The sequence below is a fragment of the Phaeodactylibacter xiamenensis genome, from assembly GCF_000759025.1.
GTDB classification, from domain to species: Bacteria; Bacteroidota; Bacteroidia; order Chitinophagales; family Saprospiraceae; genus Phaeodactylibacter; species Phaeodactylibacter xiamenensis.
This window is the reverse complement of record NZ_JPOS01000010.1, coordinates 199,852-216,683: the sequence shown is the minus strand read 5'-3', so window position 1 is coordinate 216,683 and position 16,832 is coordinate 199,852. Positions and strand designations below refer to the sequence as shown.

Here is a 16,832-nt window from a genome sequence, read left to right as displayed (position 1 = left end):
TTTCTCTGAGGTGGATGGTTTACTTCCGCATCAGTACCGCGCTCGCGTTTATTCGGTTGCCCGATAGATATGCCTGTTGCTGCTTTTTGAGGCCTTGTGCTTCAGGAAGACGGAGGCTTTATGCCCTGAATCTGGCACACTTGATGCTTTATTTTCTTAACCGATTAATAATTTACCTATGAAAAATGCAAACTTGAACCTGAAACCACCCTCAAGGAAACGGGTGCTGTTTCTTTCTTTCTTTCTTTCTGTAATATGGTAGTAGCCCAGCAAAGCACCTTCTACCTGGAGACCTGGCAGGCCAGCAAGGGGGAGCAGCCTGCGCTGAGTTTAGACCGGGCCCTGAGCACGCCTTCGCGAATAGGAGGGGTATACACAGTGGGGAGTTCATACAACGAAAGCGGTGGATATTACGACCTGTTAGTGACCCGCTATAATTTAGGGGGGACTATAGCCTATCAGGACACTTTTAACCTTCCTACCCCGGGAAATATTATTGCGGGGGCCATCACGACCAATAGTAGCCTGACAGAGTTGTTCATCACAGGTACCGTTTATAATGGAAGCGCCAATAGCTATGATGTCCTCACGCTAAAATATGATATCAATGGGCAGGTAGACTGGTACAGCACCTACAACGGCATTGGCAATGGGTACGATGGCGGCAGCAGCCTGTTGGTGGACAGTGACACCATATATGTAGGAGGCGCGATAACCGATACCACGGGGTTGTTTGGTGCGCTTTGCATCAAGTATCATGATGGAGGGACGGAAGTCTGGGACCGCACCCTAACGCCCAATAACCGCAACTTAGCGATCGGCACCTTGTCGAAGGATAGCCCTAATGAACTGATGATTGGCGTGGGCGCTGAATTTAATAATGGCACCCACCGAGTTGGCTCTGCTGTGTTGGCTACCTCAGATGGTAGCACGCTGAGCGGGTTTTCCGAAAACAGCCAGGTTGACCTGGACGAGATTACAGGTTTTGCAGCTGATGCCGATCAAAACCTTTACGTTACAGGCTACAGCGATGCGGCTGGCAATGGGGACGATATGGTCACAATGATGCTCAATGACACCCTGGGCCTGGTCTGGGAGTCTGTTTACAATGGGCCTGCCAACGGTGACGACCGCCCTTCCAGCCTGGACATTGATACCTTAGGCAATGTATATGTCGGGGGCTACACAACAGGTTCCAATGGCAGGGACTTTGCAGTGATCAAGTACAATAACAGCGGTACGCAGCAGTGGGCCGCACTGTACGATGGCGCAAGCCATGGCGATGATGAAGCCAAAGCTGTAGTAGCTGGAAAAGATGGACAGGTCTATGCCACTGGCTCTGTAGATACCCTGGGGCAAAAGGACTACCACACCCGCATATTGAAAGCCAGCGACGGCACAACGGAATGGTCTGCCAGCTTCAATGGCTTGCACAGCAAAGATGATGAAGCCACTTCGATATCTTTAGATGGCGAGGGCGGCTTGTCCGTGTTGGGCAAAAACGGGCTGTCTAATGGCTCTACAGAATACATGTTGGTGCGGTATGCTAAAAAACAGCTGACCATACCTCCGGGGGATGGGGCCGCTTCGCCAGCCTTAGCATTCACAGAGCAGCGGGGGCAGCTGACGGATACTTCCGGCACTTCGGTAGAAGGTGTACGCTTCTATAGCACCGGCAGTTATCCGCCTTTATATGTGCAGAACGACACACTAAGCTTTGTGACCGCCAGCGTAGACACGAGCAGCGCTACGCCAGACACCCTGCACCGCGTTGACATTACGTTTTTTGACAGCAAGACTTCCCTGATGAGCGCAGCCGGGCTGGACCAACTGGACAACTACCGGAATTACTATCTGGGGCACATCCCGGAAGGCCGGGCACGGGTCGGGCAGTACGGCCGTGTAGCGGTAACAGACCTATACGATGGCATCAATCTTCAGATGTTTTCAGATAAAAGTGGCATCGTCTATTATTTTGTGATACAGCCAGGAGGGGACCCTGATGACATAAAACTAGATTTTCACGGGCAAGACTCCCTTTATTTGAAAGCGCGCAACCTGTTTGTGGGCACCTCATTAGGAGATTTTAATTTACCAGCTCCTAAAGCTTTCCAGATAGACAGCCTGGGCCAGGAGGTATCCACGGCCTGGAAGCCGGAATATAGTATTGCGGGCAGCCGGGTGAGCTTTAGCAGTACGGGGAGCTATGATAGTACGAAGGTGCTGGTGGTGGAGTTGCGGCGAGAGGAAGTCCCAGGTTCACCAAGCCAGGACTGGATTACTTACTTTGGCGGCAACGATTCTGATGTCATTAATGGCTCCGACACGGACAGTGACGGTAACTTCTATGTAGCCGGAACAACATTCAATCAGGTTTTTCCAGAGGTTGAGGGCGTGCAGGTATTTGGCAGCCCAAATTTCCAGTTTGTGTTCTTTACCAAATTCAAGGCATCTGCTGCATTAGATTACATGACCATTTTCGGTGGTGGCGGCCCGGAAAATGGTTATGATATTTTGGCTTTGGATAAAGTCTATGTGGTAGGAAGGACACTTTCATCTGATTTTCCAGCGACTATCGGAATTCCATCTTTAGTTTCTCAAGGGTTTATTTCTTCGTTCTCTATCAATGACGGGCAGTCCATATCCTCAAAAGTACTGAGCGCTTCCAGCAGCGAGACGGAATTGTATGCTATATCTGGGCAAGATAAAAGTATTTATGTTGGAGGTCAAGCACGTTCTGGTAGTTTTTCTACTACTTCAAACAGCTCTTGGGGGTATCATGACTCATCAAATAGTGGCGGAAGAGACGGGCTGCTTATCGGGCTTGATTCAGACCTTAACACGAGCTGGAGCACCCATTTTGGAGGCAGTGGAGAAGAAAGCATTCAGGATGTTGTCATCACCCCGGATGAAAAACTATTCATTGCCGGGAATACAACTACAATGAGCTACTCTGCGACTTCTTGCAATGTACCAACCGATAGTGGTTTCCCATCTTGCCAACCATCGGGAAGCTCCCAGTTCGCCTTCGCCAATGGGAATTCACCGGCACTGGAAGATGATATTTTCATTGCGGAGTTTGACCCAGAGGGGAATTTAAGCTGGGCTACTTTTATGGGGGGCAGTTTAAGAGAAAAGCTGTTAACGTCCTCAAGCATTGATGTAAACGGCAACAACCTGATCATTCTTGGGGCAAGTGAACAATTGAGTACGATGCAAGCCAATACAGGTGGCGGATTTCAGCAAAGCATTTCAGGTAGAGGTTATTTTGTTGCAGAGTTTGCAAACAGGTCTTTAGTATGGAAAACTAATTACGGATGTATTGAAGGCAGCCCTAATGTTCTAAATCTCTATCAATCTATTGTTTATGGTGCACAAGGGGGAATCTATATCAGTGGGGTATCAGATTGTGCAACGCCTGTTTCGTCAATGGATTATTGCAGTGCTCCCCCTTCTGGTGAGTTTGCGCTCTGCCCGCCATTAGGAGGGACCTTTTATGAAGACAATAGCCAGGGGGGATTTGAATTGTTCTTGACGGCATTTGCAACCGACTATACTATGGAGTTTGCGACTTACTTTGGTGGGAATGAAGATGAGTTCATCACAAGTATAACGAGTATTGAGGACGTCCTGTTTCTAACTGGATTCACGACTAGCACTCAGAGTTTTCCGGTCAGTTTCCCGCAAGATTCCTATGAGCAGGATTACAATGCTGGAGGTACTGAAGGTTTTGTTGGAAGGCTTAATATTGGGGCACTGGTGAACAGTCAAGAGATAGAATCTTCAGCCGAGAGGTTGACTATTTTTCCAAACCCAGCCACTGATTTATTGACGATTAGCTTACCGAAGGATGTAAAGTCACACCAACGCGAAGCATACATATATGATATGGCCGGTAAGCTGGTAATGACTAAGGTTTTAAACCATTTTGAGACAGAAGTATCCATAGGCAACTTACCCTCTGGCTTATATCAAGTAAGGGTAGAAGAGTTCACGGGCAGATTCATCAAAATTTAGACATTGATCACCATATCCTTGGGCAATGGCGAGGACTTAACCTGCCATTGCCCAAGCCAAAATTTAAAATAGCATGCTAAAATATTTCATTCTCTCGATAGTAGGGCTTTTATCTTTAATTCAGACAGAGCAGCTAGATGCCCAGCGCATCTACGGTGCAGAGGTCTATAAAGAAATATTTATCGATAACGTGAAAATTGAAGCCTGGGTATGGCGGCAGGGCGGCTCTAAGCCTTTCATTCTGTATGACTGGGGCGATGGCAGCCCACTGGACTCTATTCACTTGGAGAATAGCTTACCACTCGGCTTCTTCGAAGGGCAAAACTATTATCTGGATATCTATTATGGCGGTCATGATTTTGATACTGCAGGGGTCTACATAATGGGTTTTCGTGACAGTTTTTTGGTAAGCGATATTGTAAACATTGAAGACTCGGGCAATAAACAACTTGAGCTAAGTGACACCGTAGCGTTATATCCCCAGGAAACGGGCAGTTTGGCTGCAAATCAAACGCCCAGGTTTTTTACGCAACAGGGAAATATAAATGTAATTGACGGGAAAGTAGTATTCAACATTGACTTGGAAACAGTAGATTTTCATGTAGAATGTTTTAACGGTGAATTAGCAGATTTCCCTTCTGAGGGCTATAGTGTACCGGAGGCGAGCGATAGCATTTACATGGCCCCTCCGGTAGGAGCAGCTATGATATGGGACGACCCGATCGCTCCTGGCCGTTATGCAGTAGGGATAGTCGTCCGGGAAAGGCGGCAGAGGGAGTTAAATGGAGTTTTGGATACCTTTTTCATGTCCACCACCATGCGCGCGATGACGATGCTGGTGACCGAAGAGTTAATTTTATCCTCCTTGCCCGGAGCTGAATCATTGCCAGCTGTAGTCAGTATCTACCCTAATCCGGCAGCTTCTATGGTCAATATAGATTTTGCAGCGCCTGGACAGTCCGTGGAAGTTGCAATCCTCAATCTGGAAGGTAAAGTGATGCGCCGCCTTGAAGTGGAAGGCAGCTCTGCAGTCAGAACAGAACAGATAGATGTTGCTGACTGGCCATCTGGGGTTTACTTATTGCGCTTGCAGACAGGGTCGGAGCAGGTGGTGCGTAGGTTTGTGGTGGAGTAAGCTGATAAAAGGAGTAGCTTGATTTTGTGACAGCAGCTTTTTAATGGCCTATTTACTTAACCGATTTAATATATTTTTATGGAAAGTTTACGCCTAAAACTCCAACCCATTAGCATGGTGTTGATGATTTCAATATTCTTATCAGGAATTCCCTTATGGGCCCAACAAAGCACCTTCTACCTGGAGACCTGGCAGGCCAGCAAGGGGGAGCAGCCTGCGCTGAGTTTAGACCGGGCCCTGAGCACGCCTTCGCGAATAGGAGGGGTATACACAGTGGGGAGTTCATACAACGAAAGCGGTGGATATTACGACCTGTTAGTGACCCGCTATAATTTAGGGGGGACTATAGCCTATCAGGACACTTTTAACCTTCCTACCCCGGGAAATATTATTGCGGGGGCCATCACGACCAATAGTAGCCTGACAGAGTTGTTCATCACAGGTACCGTTTATAATGGAAGCGCCAATAGCTATGATGTCCTCACGCTAAAATATGATATCAATGGGCAGGTAGACTGGTACAGCACCTACAACGGCATTGGCAATGGGTACGATGGCGGCAGCAGCCTGTTGGTGGACAGTGACACCATATATGTAGGAGGCGCGATAACCGATACCACGGGGTTGTTTGGTGCGCTTTGCATCAAGTATCATGATGGAGGGACGGAAGTCTGGGACCGCACCCTAACGCCCAATAACCGCAACTTAGCGATCGGCACCTTGTCGAAGGGTAGCCCTAATGAACTGATGATTGGCGTGGGCGCTGAATTTAATAATGGCACCCACCGAGTTGGCTCTGCTGTGTTGGCTACCTCAGATGGCAGCACGCTGAGCGGGTTTTCCGAAAACAGCCAGGTTGACCTGGAGGAGATCACAGGGTTTGCAGCGGATGCCGATCAAAACCTTTACGTTACAGGCTACAGCGATGCGGCTGGCAATGGGGACGATATTGTCACGGTGATGCTCGATGACACCCTTGGCCTGGTCTGGGAGTCTATTTACAATGGGTCTGCCAATAGTGACGACCGCCCTTCCAGCCTGGACATTGATTCCTTAGACAATGTATATGTCGGAGGCTATGCAACAGGTTCCAATGGCAGGGACTTTGCAGTGATCAAGTACAATAATAGCGGCACGCAGCAGTGGGCTGCGCTGTACGATGGAGTAAGCCATAGCGATGATGAAGCCAAAGCTGTAGTAGCTGGCAAAGATGGGCTGGTCTATGCCACCGGCTCTGTAGATACCCTGGGGCAAAAGGACTACCACACCCGCATATTGAAAGCCAGCGACGGCACAACGGAATGGTCTGCTAGCTTCAACGGCCTGCACAGCAAAGATGATGAAGCCACTTCGATATCTTTAGATGGCGAGGGCGGCTTGTCCGTGTTGGGCAAAAACGGGCTGTCTAATGGCTCTACAGAATACATGTTGGTGCGGTATGCGAAAAAACAGTTGACCATACCTCCTGGGGATGGGGCCGCTTCGCCAGCCTTAGCATTCACAGAGCAGCGGGGGCAGCTGACGGATACGTCAGGAACATCAGTAGAAGGTGTACGCTTTTACAGCACCGGCAGTTATCCGCCTTTATATGTGCAGAACGACACACTAAGCTTTGTGACCGCCAGCGTAGACACGAGCAGCGCTACGCCAGACACTTTGCACCGCGTTGACATTACGTTTTTTGACAGCAAGACTTCCCTGATGAGCGCAGCCGGGCTGGACAAACTGGACAACTACCGGAATTACTATCTGGGGCACATCCCGGAGGGCCGTGCACGGGTCGGGCAGTACGGCCGGGTAGCCGTAACCGACCTTTATGACGGTATCAACCTGCAGATGTTTGCTGATGAGAGCGGCATAGTGTACTACTTTGTCATAGAGCCGGGCGGGGACCCCAATGACCTAAAGCTTGATTTTCACGGGCAGGACTCCCTTTATTTGAAAGCACGCAACCTGTTTGTGGGCACCTCATTAGGAGATTTTAATCTGCCCGCCCCGAAAGCTTTCCAGATAGACAGCTTGGGCCAGGAGGTATCCACGGCCTGGAAACCGGAATACAGTATTGCGGGCAGCCGGGTGAGCTTTAGCAGTACGGGGAGCTATGACAGTACGAAGGTGCTGGTTGTGGAGTTGCGGCGAGAGGAAGTGGTTTCGGGGAGTTTGGAGGATGATTGGATTACTTACTATGGAGGGAACGCACAAGATGTTGGAATCGATATTGATGTTAGTAACACTGGGGATATTTATGTTCTTACTCGTTCATCAGGTTACTATTTTCCCGGAGTTGGTCAAGGAATTGATGACTTATCTGGTTCAAATGCGGTTGTAGGGAAATTTAGTCAAGAAGGGGAGGAAAAATGGAGTTTTTACTGGGGTGGGGATGGCACTGAAGAGCCCGCTGAAATGGTAATAGATGATAGCGACCAGATTACGGTTGTTGGCGAGACAAGTAGCGATAACCTGCTTTCACGTTTTCCTATAGCTAATAATGAGAATCTAAATAATTCTTGGGACGGTTTTGTTTTTAGAACAAATTCAACAGGAGATGAATTATTATGGTCAAGTTACATTAGCGGTTCATCGACCTTAGACAGAGCACTTGGTGTGGCTGTAGATGGCGAGGGCTCAACATATATAGTTGGACATACAAGTAGTGATATTGAATTCCCAATCATGGACAATGGTAATAGTTCAGCATATAACCAGGATGCGTTTTCTGGAGTTAATGAAGGTTACCTTCTTAAGTTTGACAAAGATTTAGAACAGGTGTGGGGGACCTATTTTGGGGGTACGGGCAGAGAATATTTTTCTGATATAGAAGTAGACCCATCGAGTAATGATATCTACATTCTCGGGGGGACAGGTACTTCCACGGCTGCAAGTGGTACCTTGCCATGCAACGTACCGACAGGAAGTGCTTTAGGTGCATTCCCAGATTGTAACCCAGGAAGTGTCTATTATGATAATACGATAGGAATTGACCCTAACGGCAATATAAAACTTGATTTGGTCTTAGTTCAGTTTTCTAAGGAAGGGGTTTTAAAATGGTCAACATATTTAGGAGGAGGTGAAGACGATTATGCTTATTTCCCTTCAGCTCCACCAGGTACCATAATAAAATCTGGAGATATTTCGATTGATGGGGACGAAATTGCCGTAGTTTGTTTTTCAAACAACGGGAGCCTCTTTTCCGATCACACTCCTGGTACAAATCCAACTCCATTTTTTCAACTCACTTCTGCTGGAGGGCCACTGCTATTTAGATTTGAAAACAAGCTGCTTTCTTGGTCATCTTGTTTTTCTTGTGGTACTACTGAAGGGGCTTTTAATGAGTATTCAATCGATCTGAACGGAGGTTCTTTATATTTTTCATTGCCGTACACTTTTAGCTCGGCAAAAAGTTCATTGAAAGTTTGGAAAGAGAGACAGAAAAAATAAGGGTTTTCTGAGATTTTAAAAATCTTTGCAGAAAACCCTTTCAAAATGTCGTTCTGCAAAGATCTAAAAAATGGTTGATAAAGCATCAATCTGAGGTTCCACAAGGCAACGCCTTGCGTCGATTAACCGTCTTATCTGGTTTATTAGGTGCCTTAATCAAAGGTGGCCGGGCATCTCTATCAGAGTTGGGCCGCCATATGGAAGACCCCACTGACCTGGAAAGTCGGGTCAAGAAGGCCAAGCGTTGGTTGCAAAATAAGTGGACCGATGTCACGGTACACTTTATACCCTACCTTCTTCCGATTCTCCACTCTCTGAGCAAGGCTGGAGAGTTAGTTCTGGCCATCGATGGCTCCTGTGTGGGCAAAGACTGCATGGCGCTGATGGTCAGTGTAATCTGGCGCAGGCGAGCCATTCCCATTTGTTGGGTAGTTCGTAAAGCTCCCAAAGGCCATTTCCCGGAACACATGCACGTGGCCATTATCGGTCAAGTGGCGATGCTTATGGACAGTATCCTGGAACAGGATTGCCGGATTTTCCTGCTGGGAGATGCCGAATTCGACGGCTGCGAGTTGCAACAGTCTTGTTTGGCTCACGGTTGGGAGTACGTGCTAAAAACGGCGAAGGATACTTTGGTAGCCGATCATCCGGACATGGAGAATGCTTCGGCTTTTGGCCATTTGGCCGCAAGTATCGGTCAAAAAAGCTTGTTCCTGCCCCAAATGTATGTGACTAAGCAAGGGTTTGGGCCAGTCAATGTCTTGTTCTGGCATGACCGGACCCGATATGACCGACCTTTGTATCTGTTGACCAGCTTGGAATATGGCCCGCAAGCCGAAACATATTACCGAAAGAGGTATCACATTGAAACCTTTTTCGGCGATATCAAATCTCGCGGATTCCACATTCATAAAACCAGGATTGAAGAGCCTCAAACCTTGTTCAATCTCTTGATCGTGGCTAGCCTGGCTTTCATCATCTGTATCTTGTTCGAGTTTGATGCCCGAACCTCAGCCCAGTTGGGTAAATTCTGCCGTAAAGATCGAATCGATAGCTTGTCCGTGTTTCAGATTGGACTGAGGGCTGTCCGATTTTATGCTAGGCATGCTTTAAATCTTTCTTTCCAATTTTCAAAGAACTTCCCGTAAAATAAAAGTGTACGGCAATGAATTATATTTTAGTGGAGCAACAATTTGTAGTAGCCCACAATTAAGTAGCGACTACTGCATAGTACCAAGTGTTTCTTCTGGAGTATTCCCTATTTGCCCTGCAACAGGAGATGTGTTTTTTCAAGATGATGATATTGAAGACGGAATAATTGGAGAAAGCGAATTTCGTGGAGGGTCCAGAGATGCTTTCTTAAGTGTTTTCAATAGTCAGAATTCATTATCATACTCCACCTATTTAGGAGGTAATAAGAATGATAATATTTCGAGTAGTTTAGTTAAGGAAGGAAGCCTCTATTTTGTGGGCTCTACTGTTAGTGATTTTAATTTCCCAGTATTAGATCCAGGTGACCCTGCCTACTTCGAAGGTGAAAGTCTTAATGATATTCCGACCTTTAACGATGCTTTTTTTGGGAGGATAAATATTCAAGGAGTTCCTGTTTCTGTGGAGGAACAATCGTCAGTTAAAAAGGATTGTATTACGATTTCACCAAACCCTTCCCAAAGTAACATTACAATTTCTATCAATTGTAAAGGAGCTATAAAAGAATGGGAAATAGTAAATGTTGCCGGTCAATTAGTTGCGTCAGGTCGTTTCGAGGGAAATGGCGTGGAAGGTATTGATATTACAGGCTTGCCTTCCGGTATATATGTGTTCTTGGCAAAGGATGATACTGGGTACGGTATGTCTGCAAAGTTCGTAAGGCAATAGCTAAGTTTAGGATTCACTTAACCTGTATTTAAGCAAGTTTTCAATGAGGTTATTTAAAAATGAAATTTGTAATATGACATTGTCGAGAACCTTCGTGGCAGGATAAAATTTACTTTAGATAACCTCATTTTTTTCTTAGGTGTAGGGGCAACGTTCCGCAAATTTTGATTTACCTCTTTAAAAGAAAAAAATGAAAGCATTAATTTCAACTACTTGTATTTGTTTGATTCTAACCAATATTTTAAGCGCTCAGCAAATAATTGATGGTGAACTCAATCGAGCTTCTTTGGGTTACAAAGCAGTAAACGTCAACGTTCACATTGCAGCCCAAGACACTTACATCGAAGACCCAATCATTGATTGGGGAGATGGTACTCAAGACACACTTTTCCCAATGTTGCTTCGAAATGATGGAGATGGGAATTATGTCTCTAATCATACTGGATATCATGAATATCCTGACTCCGGATTTTACACCCTTACAGTTGACAATATAGGTAACTGGGCTCCTGGAATAGCTAATATTGAAAACTCCGGGGAAAAGGAGTTTATTCTTTCGGAATTGGTTTATTCCAAATTGGGAGAAGCGCATATGAATGATGCCCCTCATGGCCTTTTAAGTTTCAATTGGTTGGAGCAAGATGAAAATGGTGTGGTTTATCATGAAATACTTGGTTCGGAGCTCCCTTTTGGGAGCCTTGATTCAATAAGCTATGAATTCGTTCCTGCTACAGAAGAAGGCTACAGCTTTCCGGAAGCTACAAATGAAATCCGTTGTTGTATATACTGGGACAAGCCAATCGAGGAAGGGCTTTATGCCCTAGCTGTGAAAATGAATGGGTGGCTAAATGGTGAAATGGCAGAGTCTCTAACCCGGTATATGACAATCCAGGTTACCCCAGATTTAGTTGTTTCAAATAGCGATCTATTTCCGCTGCTCAATGATTTGGTTATTTTTCCAAACCCATCCAATTCTACTCTTAACCTACAGTTTCAGTTTCCTCAATCCACCCAAGGCAAGCTCCAAATCGAGAACCTGTCCGGTCAAACCCTTCACACCGAAACCCTTGATATAAGACCTACCCTCCAAAGTTGGCAGGTCAATGTGGCGGACTGGCCAAGTGGAGTGTATGTAGTACGTTTGCAGGCAGGGTCGGAGCAGGTGGTGCGGAAGTTTGTGAAGGAGTGAGACATTTACCCTTCCACAAACCCCTCCCATCGCTCCATATAATCAATAAACGCCGGCCCCAGCCCTTCCCGCTCGAGGTGGGCTTTGCTTACCGGCGTAGAAACAGGCCGGAAATCCGGGTTGCGGAGGACCTGCGCCGGGAAGTCGTGGTGGAGAATGGCTGACTTGCCGATGGCAACAAAGTCCATTCCAGCCTCCAGGGTTTGGCGGGCTTCCCGGGCGCCGTGGATTTTGCCGGCGGCGGTGAGGCGTACGGACCGGCGGTCGAGATCGGCGAAGTAGGCGAGGAGGGACTGTCCTGAAAATTCACTGGGCTTGAAGACATCCCAGAGCGAAAGGTCCAGAAAATCAATAGCGCCGCTATCGATCAGTTGCTGACTGAGTGTTTTGACCTCAGTGGGCTCCATGCCGAAGCGCTCGGGCGAAAGCCGTACCCCCAGCAGGAAGCCTTTTCCGCAGGCTGCTCTTATCCCCTGTACAATCTCAAAGAGTAGGCGGGCGCGGTTGTCTAAATCGCCACCGTAGTGGTCTTGCCGCCGGTTGTGTTCCGGACTAAGGAACTGGGTGAGGATATAACCATGAGCTCCGTGGACTTCCACGCCATCGTACCCGGCCTGTTGTGCGCGGCGGGCGGCTGCGATGAAGTCGTCGCGGAGTTGTTCCACTTCGTGGAGGCTCAGTCCCCGGGCACTTTCCTCCGGGCTATCAGATGGGGCGACCGGTGCGTCTCCAATTAGTTCGGCCGGGCAGCGCATCCCGCCATGGTGGAGTTGGACGACGGCCAGGCTGCCGTGCGCCTGTATGCCCGCAGCCAGCCGTTGGTGGCCTTCCAGGTGCTTGTCATGGTAGATGCCTAATTGCCCGGGCCAGCATTTTCCATCAGGCTGTACATTGGAAGCACAGGTCATCACCAGCCCAAACTGCCCTTTGGCACGCATCGTCAGCCAGTGGTATTCATCGTCGGATAGCGTACCGTCTTCGTGGCTTTGTTTGTTAGTCATGGGGGCCAGCATAAACCGGTTTTTCATGGTTTTGCCGCAGGGGAAGGTGAGGGGCGTGCTGAGGGAAACGGAATTGGGCATGAGGGTTTGCTGTTTTTCACTTGAACGTGAAACACCTGAAACGAGAATTTGTGGTGATTCAGGCGGCGATTTTGGAATCGCGGCCTGACTTAGCGTGATACTTTACTTCAATTATTAATACTTAATAAATTTCTGCGTTTCCCGGCCGGCCCTTAACAGGTAAATACCATTAGGCAAATCCGCCACAGGGAGTTGTAAGCCAGAGATACCCGGATTTTTTACCACCGTACGGACCAGCTCGCCGGTCATACGGAAAATATGGACCTCGACAGCCGGTGACGGGGCATCAAAGAACACCCGCAGCTGGTTCCGGACCGGGTTAGGGGAGAGCATGAAACCGTGTTGCGGGCTTGGCACTTCCTCAAAATCATCCTTTGTATGCACAGGTGTCTCCGCACAGTAGTCGATGGCGGGCGTCCCGCCGGGCGTAAGGTTATAAGCCAGGTGTGGCTCGTCAGTTTGGCCGCTTTCTTCCTTTGCGGAATAGGCATGAAGGGTCGCCCCTTCAAAGAATGAGGTAAGGCGCAGACTGAGTAGGCCATCGCCGGCGATTTCGGTATTCACCAGGTCGGTAATGTCGTATTCGACCCAGGCACCGTGGGGTGGGACCGGCATGGTGTCAATAAAGGTGCCCACTGCCGGTTGGTTATTGTAGGTAATCGTTCCTTCGGTCCAGCTGTCGTCGGGTACATAATGCAGGGCATCCAGGGTGGGGCCGGGCGCATCGTTCGCTACATTGAGCCGCAGCCTTACATCATAAACCGGCGTAGGCAGGCTGCTAAGGTCGAACTTGAGGAAGGTGCGCCGGTCATTCCTGTGCCCCTCTCCGTTGTTTTTGATGACGAGGTAGTCTTCTGCCCCAAAATTGGTATCGGAATGCTGATCTCCCCGGACGTAGGCATCTTCGCTGATGTAGAGGGCTGCATCGTAGTCCGGCTGTTCGAACCCGCCGCCGCCGGCCCAGTTTTCGAGCATGGCGTAGAGGTCGCCGTTGCGTTGCGCCGGGGTGGTAATGTTTTCCACGGCCTCTGTTCCCAGCCGGTCTTCGAGTTGTTGCAGGTACAGGCTTCTGGGCAGCACCGGGTTGTTCCAATGTTCCCAGTACCCATCCCCGCTTTGTTCGAGCCCCCGGCAGCCTATGCCCCAGTTTTTGCCACCGGGCGGGCTTTCCACCTTCACTTCTTCGGTGTAGGAAAGGACATTCCAGAACATCGTGGTATTCCCCGCCCAGCCATGGCCAGTGCCGGAGGTGCCCCGGTTTTGCACGCGTATGGCACCGCCCCGGACATTATCAAACAGCAGCCCGGTAGCCCAGCGGTGGTGCGGCCCAATATCGCTATAGGTCTCGGTGCTGTAGTTGTCCAGGAATACGTTAGGGCCAGTCACCCGGGAGCCGGTCACAAAATCATGCCGCCCCTGCATGGTGTAGTTGCGCTGGAACAGATTTCCCAGCCCGTCGCCGATGTTGAAAGCGTACCGCCGCCCACCGCTGATTTCCGACCTGGGTTCTATACAGGCACAATCCTGAATGGTATTGAAGTTGGATTCGCTGGTTATTGAGACGGTACCGTAGCCCAAAAACTGCCCGGTAACATTTTTGACCCAGGAATCGGTTACCCGCTCGAGCTTTACCCCAATCCAGGCATGGTCCTCATCGTAGGGGTTGTCGGGCGCATAGTAAGACCGTATTCTCAGGTTTTCCACTCCACACTGCCTGATGCGCCCCGGCACGGAGGCTTTGTAGATTTCTCCGCCCCCGTACTGTTCTTCAATCACATCAACGATAGGGATATTAATGGTAAGGGTATTTCCGGTAATCCCGGTGATGACCCGCTCGTGGAAAATCGAGTAGGAGGAGGTCGTCCAGCCAATTTCTTCCATACCGATGTCTTCGATCCAGAATGGGTTGGGCGTTCGCCTTAGGGCAATGGTGTCGCCCACAGCATAAGCCGAGGCATCCTCGACTTCAAAATGGTAAGCCCCCAGTGGTACATACGGAGTGGTAATGTCCTGACGGGTGGCACTAATCCGGTCAAAGCCGCTGCCCGTGCCCCGGATGGTGATGAAATCGTGCTGTACGGGCAAATTGGCGTGCAAAACGGTGCCGTCCAGGCCTTGCCCCTCTCCACGGAGCACGACGCCGCTCTCCTCAATAAACAATTGATCTACCTCATAGCAGCCCGACAGCAGGAGGACCGCACCCCGAAAACCATTACTGTCCGGCTCCATGGCCTCCACCTCATCAATGGCGCCCTGAATAGCTTGTGTATCATCGTCTTCGCCCGAGGGCGACAGGGTAATGACCACCGGGACCTCAGGCAGGGCCACACCACCCCCCTTGTAGCCGGCATGAGAAAAGTCCGGGATAATATTCACCGCATCGGTTTGTCCCTCCATCGCAAAGGGGGTGTAACTCAGGGCATCACCGTCCAGCCAAACCAGGCCGGAGGATTGGGCAGTGCCAACGGCGGGCAGGCTCATAAGCCCCACGAGAAGGAGTAAAGTGCAGTAATTGGAAATAAAACGGAATTGCGCGGTTTGTGGCAAGCCAAGGTCTATACTTTTCATTGTGCCTATTTGTTGATATTGAAATACAGGGCTATAAATATAGTCAAAACCTAGGTAACCACGAGCGGCATGGCTTCCTTCTTGCAGGAATTAACACCCCATTTACCTGCAATCTGCTATTTTTGCGCAAAAAGAAAAATGAAGAATACACTCCTTGCCATTTTCCTGCTGCTGAGCACCGCCCTGACCGCCCTTGCGCAGGCGGAGCTGCTTCAATCCGGCCCCATGCTGGGCTATAATGAAATGAAGGAAGTCCTGCTTTGGGTGCAGACCACCGAAGCAGCAGAGGTGCAATTTGACTACTGGCCTGCGGAAGATGCCAAAGACCGGCACAATACCGCTACTTATCAAACCAACGCTGCCGAAGCCTTCACCGCCCGCCTCATTGCTGATGAGGTAGAGCCGGGGATAGACTACGAGTACGAGCTAAAAATCAATGGCAAGACGGTGCGCCGCCCTTACCCGCTGACCTTTTCTGCCCAACCACTGTGGCAGTACCGCACTGACCCGCTTGCCTTTGATGTGGCTATAGGCAGCTGCTTTTACGTCAATGAACCACGCTACGACCGGCCAGGCAATGGCTACGGAGGCGACTATGAGATTTTCGAGGCCATCCACGAGAAGCGCCCGGATGCCATGGTGTGGCTGGGCGACAACACCTATCTGCGGGAAGCAGACTGGTACACCATGACCGGCATTTTCCACCGGCATACCCATACCCGCAGCCTGCCTGAGCTGCAGCCCCTGCTGGCGTCTACGCATCATTATGCCATTTGGGATGACCACGACTTTGGGCCTAATGATTCTGACCGCAGCTTCATCCACAAAGACAAAACCCTGGAGGCCTTCAAGTTATTTTGGGGCAATCCTTCCTACGGGCTGCCGGACACGGACGGCGGTATCACCTCCTACTTTCAGTACCACGATATGGACTTCTTTCTGCTGGACGACCGCTACTTCCGAAGCCCGAATTACCGTAAGTCCGGCAAGGCCACCATCATGGGGGAGGAGCAACTGGAATGGCTAATCGACGCCCTGGTGAAAAGCCGTGCGCCCTTCAAGCTGGTTTGCATTGGCGGGCAGGTGCTGAATACCGCTGCCGTGCACGAGAACTACAGCCATCATCATGCTGAAGAACGCGCCTACCTGCTGCGCCGCATTGCAGAAGAAGGCATCCGTAACGTCGTCTTCCTGACCGGCGACCGCCATCATACCGAAATGAGCCAATACCGCAACAGCGCCGGCTACCGAGTGGCGGATATCACGGTCTCTCCCCTGACCTCCGGAGCAGCCCGCAATGTGGAAGAGGAAAACAAACTCCGCGTGGAAGGCACCCTGGTGACCGAGCGCAACTTTGGCATCTTGCGCTTCGAAGGCCCTCGCAAGGAGCGCAAGCTGACGATCACTGTGTATAATACGGCCGGCGAGGAGCTGTGGTCGCAGGAGCTGGAGTCAGAGTAGGGCTTTGAGGGGCTGTTGAGTCGTTAAAATGTGCAAAAGTGCTGAATCGAAACAGCACTTTTGT

At 49.5% G+C, this 16,832-nt stretch carries 9 protein-coding genes; 7 read left to right on the top strand and 2 right to left on the bottom strand.

Annotation, left to right across the window (positions count from 1 at the left end; all coding sequences use genetic code 11):
* Positions 1-255 precede the first annotated feature (255 nt).
* The 6 genes from IX84_RS03280 to IX84_RS03255 all read left to right on the top strand — a co-directional run bounded on the left by IX84_RS03280 (position 256) and on the right by IX84_RS03255 (position 11,657).
* Positions 256-4,017, top strand: coding sequence for a DUF7948 domain-containing protein (locus tag IX84_RS03280; protein ID WP_044216501.1), 3,762 nt, complete (start codon positions 256-258; stop codon positions 4,015-4,017).
* A gap of 73 nt (positions 4,018-4,090) precedes the next feature.
* Entirely contained in the window at positions 4,091-5,152 is a 1,062-nt protein-coding gene (locus tag IX84_RS03275; protein ID WP_044216500.1) for a T9SS type A sorting domain-containing protein, read from the top strand.
* A 78-nt stretch (positions 5,153-5,230) separates the two neighbouring features.
* A complete protein-coding gene (locus tag IX84_RS03270; protein WP_152604902.1) occupies positions 5,231-8,590 on the top strand; it encodes a DUF7948 domain-containing protein in 3,360 nt (1,119 codons plus the stop codon).
* A 74-nt stretch (positions 8,591-8,664) separates the two neighbouring features.
* A complete protein-coding gene (locus tag IX84_RS03265; protein WP_044216496.1) occupies positions 8,665-9,738 on the top strand; it encodes a transposase in 1,074 nt (357 codons plus the stop codon).
* Between the two features lie 7 nt (positions 9,739-9,745).
* Positions 9,746-10,468, top strand: a complete 723-nt coding sequence (locus IX84_RS03260; RefSeq protein WP_160213640.1) for a T9SS type A sorting domain-containing protein — start codon at positions 9,746-9,748, stop codon at positions 10,466-10,468.
* 190 nt (positions 10,469-10,658) lie between these two features.
* The gene (locus IX84_RS03255) at positions 10,659-11,657 is read left to right on the top strand and encodes a T9SS type A sorting domain-containing protein (protein ID WP_044216493.1); all 999 of its coding nucleotides are present in this window, start codon (positions 10,659-10,661) and stop codon (positions 11,655-11,657) included.
* A gap of 5 nt (positions 11,658-11,662) precedes the next feature.
* Here the strand turns inward: IX84_RS03255 and IX84_RS03250 are convergent, their stop codons facing one another.
* Both IX84_RS03250 and IX84_RS30630 read right to left on the bottom strand, forming a co-directional pair.
* Positions 11,663-12,739 (bottom strand): NADH:flavin oxidoreductase, encoded by a 1,077-nt coding sequence (locus IX84_RS03250; RefSeq protein WP_044216492.1) that lies wholly within the window; start codon positions 12,737-12,739, stop codon positions 11,663-11,665.
* A 114-nt stretch (positions 12,740-12,853) separates the two neighbouring features.
* A complete protein-coding gene (locus IX84_RS30630; protein ID WP_052515731.1) occupies positions 12,854-15,307 on the bottom strand; it encodes a CBM96 family carbohydrate-binding protein in 2,454 nt (817 codons plus the stop codon).
* A 138-nt stretch (positions 15,308-15,445) separates the two neighbouring features.
* On the opposite strand from IX84_RS30630, the gene IX84_RS03240 reads away from it, so the two are divergent.
* Positions 15,446-16,768 carry an alkaline phosphatase D family protein gene (locus IX84_RS03240; RefSeq protein WP_044216491.1) on the top strand — a complete coding sequence of 441 codons (1,323 nt, stop codon included), beginning with the start codon at positions 15,446-15,448 and terminating at the stop codon, positions 16,766-16,768.
* Positions 16,769-16,832 lie beyond the last annotated feature (64 nt).

Excerpts from the sequence above, each read along its gene's own strand:
- IX84_RS03280 (WP_044216501.1), top strand. The coding sequence starts at position 256 with ATGGTAGTAGCCCAGCAAAGCACCTTCTACCTGGAGACCTGGCAGGCC.
- IX84_RS03275 (WP_044216500.1), top strand. The coding sequence starts at position 4,091 with ATGCTAAAATATTTCATTCTCTCGATAGTAGGGCTTTTATCTTTAATT.
- IX84_RS03270 (WP_152604902.1), top strand. The coding sequence starts at position 5,231 with ATGGAAAGTTTACGCCTAAAACTCCAACCCATTAGCATGGTGTTGATG.
- IX84_RS03255 (WP_044216493.1), top strand. The coding sequence starts at position 10,659 with ATGAAAGCATTAATTTCAACTACTTGTATTTGTTTGATTCTAACCAAT.
- IX84_RS03250 (WP_044216492.1), bottom strand. The coding sequence starts at position 12,739 with ATGCCCAATTCCGTTTCCCTCAGCACGCCCCTCACCTTCCCCTGCGGC.
- IX84_RS30630 (WP_052515731.1), bottom strand. The coding sequence starts at position 15,307 with ATGAAAAGTATAGACCTTGGCTTGCCACAAACCGCGCAATTCCGTTTT.
- IX84_RS03240 (WP_044216491.1), top strand. The coding sequence starts at position 15,446 with ATGAAGAATACACTCCTTGCCATTTTCCTGCTGCTGAGCACCGCCCTG.